Raw genomic sequence first — 4,517 nt, 5'->3', positions numbered from 1 at the left:
TGTCTATCAAAAGTTATATCTAAATAATTGAAAAAAAATGCTTCATTATATAATCCGGTAATAGGGCACTTAGTAAGCTTATTCTGTATTTCTTGAACATTCCTTTTTAATTCTTCATTTAATTCCATTAACTTTCTATTTTTTTCACTAAGTTCTGTAATTTTCTTTTCTCCTCCAAAAATTTTAGAATTTAATATTTCAGGAAGTAAAATATCATATTCTTTTGATATTTTTTGTGCAAATGGCTCCATTATAGTTAGAAAGTCTATTCCTTTTTTCTTATACAATAATTCAAAAACTTTATTCCAAAGTTCTTTTCCCGTACAATTAAAATCCTCTATGAATCCTGTTTGTTCATCTAATACTATATCTTCATCCTGAAGAATATTTTTTATTTCTTCAATTTTCAAAACAGAGCAAAGTCTTTTTACTACTTGGTTGCAAATCCCTAAGTAACCGCCTGTCTTTGAAATTTCTTTTTTAATAGGATCTAAAAAAGTTCCACACTCTAAATCTCGTAGTGCCTTAATATAGGTTTTTATATCCTGTTCAATTACACACCCATGCTGAGGAGCGATCCTTAATATATCCATGGTTAAAAATATTTCCATTACGGGTCTTAATATTTCATTTCCAGGCATGTAATGTTCATGAAATGCTTTCATGGATTCCATATATCCTTCTTTTGCAAATAATTCATCTTTGCCATTTGAAAATGCACCAAATAAATCGCTAGAAAACAATGTTTTAGATTCAATATCATAAGTTGCAATAGAGCCTGGGAAGTGCAAATAAGGAGTTGATACAAACATAAGAGTTCTTCCTGAGGATAATGTCAATTTAAAGTCTTTTTGATTCACTATATAGTAAGGAGATTTTATTCCATAATATTTGACTATTACAGAAGTTCTCCAGTGTGTTACAACTTGTGCTTGCAATCCTTTCTTTTCAAATAAAGGTACACTAGAACAAAAATCCGGATCTTGATGGTGCAATATAACATGTTTTATATTTTCTAATGGAATCAATTTTGTCACATTAGAAAAAACTTTTTCAAAATCCAATACTGAGCCAGGGTCTATGAGAACGCCTTCCCCTTGATCTATAATCAAGTAAGGGTTACAATGAAGTCCACCTGCTTCTTCAGTATCCCCTACCCAGTATATCCCATTTGCAATTTCTATATTTTTTAATTTATTTCCCATAATTATCCCCCCCATAAAATATATTTATAGTATTAACTAAGTATTAATTTTATTATATTTTTTTATCTATTATATGAAATTTCATAGCATAAACAGTATGATGATTGCTTCTTTACAACAAGGATTACAAAGGATATGAATTGTAATGATTTTTATGTAAGTAAACATCAAATCGTACCCATACAATACGCATAACTGATATATTTTTGCAGAAAAACTTGATAAATTGTTTGGATGATGTAATAATATTTAACAAGAAGATACTTTAGGTAACTATTGTATATATACGATAATAAGGGGGAAATTATAATGGATACTAGATATGGTTTAAATAAGAATCTTGCTCAAATGCTAAAGGGTGGAGTAATTATGGATGTAACAACTCCTGAAGAAGCAAAAATCGCTGAAGAAGCTGGTGCTTGTGCTGTTATGGCTCTTGAAAGAGTTCCTGCTGATATTAGAAAAGATGGTGGAGTTGCACGTGCTTCAGATCCAGAAATGATTAAAGGTATTCAAAACGCTGTTTCTATTCCAGTTATGGCGAAAGTAAGAATTGGACATTTCGTTGAAGCTCAAATTTTAGAAGCTCTTAACGTTGACTATATTGATGAAAGTGAAGTTTTAACACCTGCTGATCCGACTCTACATATTGACAAAAAAACTTTCCAAATTCCTTTTGTTTGTGGAGCTAAGAACCTAGGTGAAGCTTTAAGAAGAATTGGTGAAGGTGCTTCAATGATTAGAACTAAAGGTGAGCCTGGAACAGGTGATGTTATCGAAGCAGTTAAACACATGAGAATGATGAATTCTGAAATCAGAAGAATTCAAGGTTTAATGAAAGATGAATTAATGAATGCTGCTAAAGAACTACAAGCTCCTATTCATTTAGTTGAATATGTTCATGAACATGGAAAACTTCCTGTTGTAAACTTCGCGGCTGGTGGTGTTGCTACTCCTGCTGATGCTGCAATGATGATGCAACTTGGTTGCGATGGTGTATTCGTTGGTTCTGGAATTTTCAAATCTGGAGATCCTAGAAAAAGAGCTAGTGCTATTGTAAAAGCTGTTACACACTTTAACGATGCAAAGATACTAGCTGAAGTATCAGAGAATCTTGGAGAAGCAATGGTTGGGATCAATGTTTATTCAATAGACGAAGAAGAAAGAATGGCTAATAGAGGGTACTAAAATGAAAAAGATAGGTGTTTTAGCACTTCAAGGTGCATTTAATGAGCATATAGAGATAATCAAATCACTAGGTCACGAAGGTATTGAGATAAGAAAAGCCGAACAACTCAATAATCTTGATGGAATTATTTTACCTGGTGGCGAAAGTACAGCAATGGGGAAACTGCTTGATGATTTTCAAATCAAAGAAACTTTAGTAAATAAAATCAACAATGGTCTACCTGTGTGGGGAACATGTGCAGGAATGATTCTGCTTGCTAAAGAGCTTGATGGCGGTGAAAACGCTCACCTAAAAGTTATGGACATCAAAGTGAAACGAAATGCATATGGATCTCAACTAGATAGCTTCGTTACTAATGAAGTGATTGAAGATATATCTGAAAATGAAATTCCTATGGTGTTTATCAGAGCTCCATACATTGTTGATATAGATGAAAAAGTTGATTTACTTCATAAGATTGATGGAAATATCGTAGCAGCACGTCAAGGTAATATGCTTGCAACTTCTTTCCATCCTGAGCTTACGAATGATACGACTTTCCATGAGTACTTTATCAATATGAGCTAAGCTTCATAAATTGACACTGTAAACATTTCAGTGAACCGTTGATAAACAGTGGAATTTTACGGTAAGATATAAGAACCCTTGAGATAGTTATAAGACTATTAAAAAGTAAAATGCACCCTATAGAGTAGACAGTTTAAAAAACGCTCTCTATAGGGTGCATTTTTATTATTCATATAGCTACATCTAATTTCTATAATAGGAAGGGAATACTTATAATAATTTTCAAAAACGCAGTTACTTATGGTTCGGTTACCCATAAGTAATTCTAAAATCATATAAATTAATGCTATTATTTTTTATAAGTATTTATTGTCTATAAAAAATTTCTTCAAATGGTGCATGGTCAAAAACTTCTTGTTTCTTACCATCTATTAATACATTTATTCCTTTTATCCATTCTCCTTCATATTCTCTTTGAAGTAAAGTCTCTATAATAGTTGATTGAGATATAATTCCTCCAGTTGAACCTTGAAAGTATTGACTCCATGCTTCTTTATCTACTAAATTTATAGTAGCTATTCCTTTAGAATCAATTGACTCTAAAAATATACTTGCCTTCTCATCTTTAAAATAATCTTTCTTTAAAGTCACTAATAATTCATTTAACTTTTCTTCTATAGAACTATCATTTTTTAGATTAATAGTTTTAAATTCTACTATTTTATTAGTATCATCTACATCAGCTGTATATATTTTAAATTCTATATCTTCATCTTTATCTGGATTAACACTTTCACTTGAGCCTATTTCATTAGAACCTGAATTTTCTTGAGATTCTATTTTTCCTTGTATTTCATTTTTATTAGCTATATCTTTTTCTTTTACAATCTTTTCATTTGAACATCCGACTAATACTAGGCTAAATACCATCGCTATTATACTAATTTTCAACTTCATATTTTTCTCCTTTATTTATCGTATTTTGTAATATCTATTATAAAATACTAATTCAATAATATCAAATTTTAAATTATTATTTACAATAAGAAAACAATAACTTAAAGCAAATAATTGTTACAAAAAAGCATATGCAGCTTAATTTTATAAACCATATTTTAATTTTTCACATTAAAAAGTAGCAAACAAAAATGTTTGCTACTTTTTATCTATTACTGCCTCTATCTTTGCATATTTATTTAACTTTTCAGCATCTAGACTATATACTTCATCCATTAAATCAACCTTAAAAGTTCCAATTTTAGGATTATTAATGTCTGCTAATTCTCCACTTAAAGACATTGTAAGTACTCCCATTGTAGCTCCTTCTATAGTTTTTTCACTACATGCTATATAACTTGCTATTAAACTAGCACTCATACATCCTGTTCCTGTTATACTTTTTAATTTTGAGGTTCCATTATTTATTTTATAAACTGTATTTCCATCAGTTACTATATCTATTTTCCCAGTTGCTACTACTACACATTCTAACTTTTTAGCAATTTTTTTTATTATTTGTGTTGCATCTTCTTCTTCATCAAAAGAATCTACACCTTTTCCTTTTACACCAAATCCACCAATGAACTTAATCTCTGCTACGTTTCCTTTTACTACAT

At 30.3% G+C, this 4,517-nt stretch carries 5 protein-coding genes; 2 read left to right on the top strand and 3 right to left on the bottom strand.

Annotation, left to right across the window (positions count from 1 at the left end; genetic code table 11):
* Nucleotides 1-1,205 (bottom strand): MBL fold metallo-hydrolase (locus tag VLM92_RS10395; protein WP_325276276.1); only part of this gene is annotated, 1,205 nt, incomplete at its 3' end.
* A 306-nt stretch (nucleotides 1,206-1,511) separates the two neighbouring features.
* Between VLM92_RS10395 and pdxS the strand changes: the two genes are divergently transcribed.
* Nucleotides 1,512-2,393 carry a pyridoxal 5'-phosphate synthase lyase subunit PdxS gene (gene pdxS, locus VLM92_RS10390; RefSeq protein WP_325276277.1) on the top strand — a complete coding sequence of 294 codons (882 nt, stop codon included), beginning with the start codon at nucleotides 1,512-1,514 and terminating at the stop codon, nucleotides 2,391-2,393.
* Between the two features lies 1 nt (nucleotide 2,394).
* Nucleotides 2,395-2,961: a pyridoxal 5'-phosphate synthase glutaminase subunit PdxT gene (gene pdxT / locus VLM92_RS10385; RefSeq protein ID WP_325276275.1), complete on the top strand. Its 567-nt coding sequence runs from the start codon at nucleotides 2,395-2,397 to the stop codon at nucleotides 2,959-2,961.
* Nucleotides 2,962-3,267: 306 nt separating this feature from the next.
* Here the strand turns inward: pdxT and VLM92_RS10380 are convergent, their stop codons facing one another.
* Entirely contained in the window at nucleotides 3,268-3,858 is a 591-nt protein-coding gene (locus VLM92_RS10380; RefSeq protein ID WP_325276274.1) for a hypothetical protein, read from the bottom strand.
* Nucleotides 3,859-4,056: 198 nt separating this feature from the next.
* Nucleotides 4,057-4,517 (bottom strand): hydroxyethylthiazole kinase (locus VLM92_RS10375; protein ID WP_325276273.1); only part of this gene is annotated, 461 nt, incomplete at its 5' end.

Source organism: Romboutsia sp. (assembly GCF_035470145.1).
Classification (GTDB): Bacteria; Bacillota; Clostridia; order Peptostreptococcales; family Peptostreptococcaceae; genus Romboutsia_D.
Note: the sequence above shows the minus strand (reverse complement) of the source record. Positions and strands in the feature narration are given on the sequence as shown.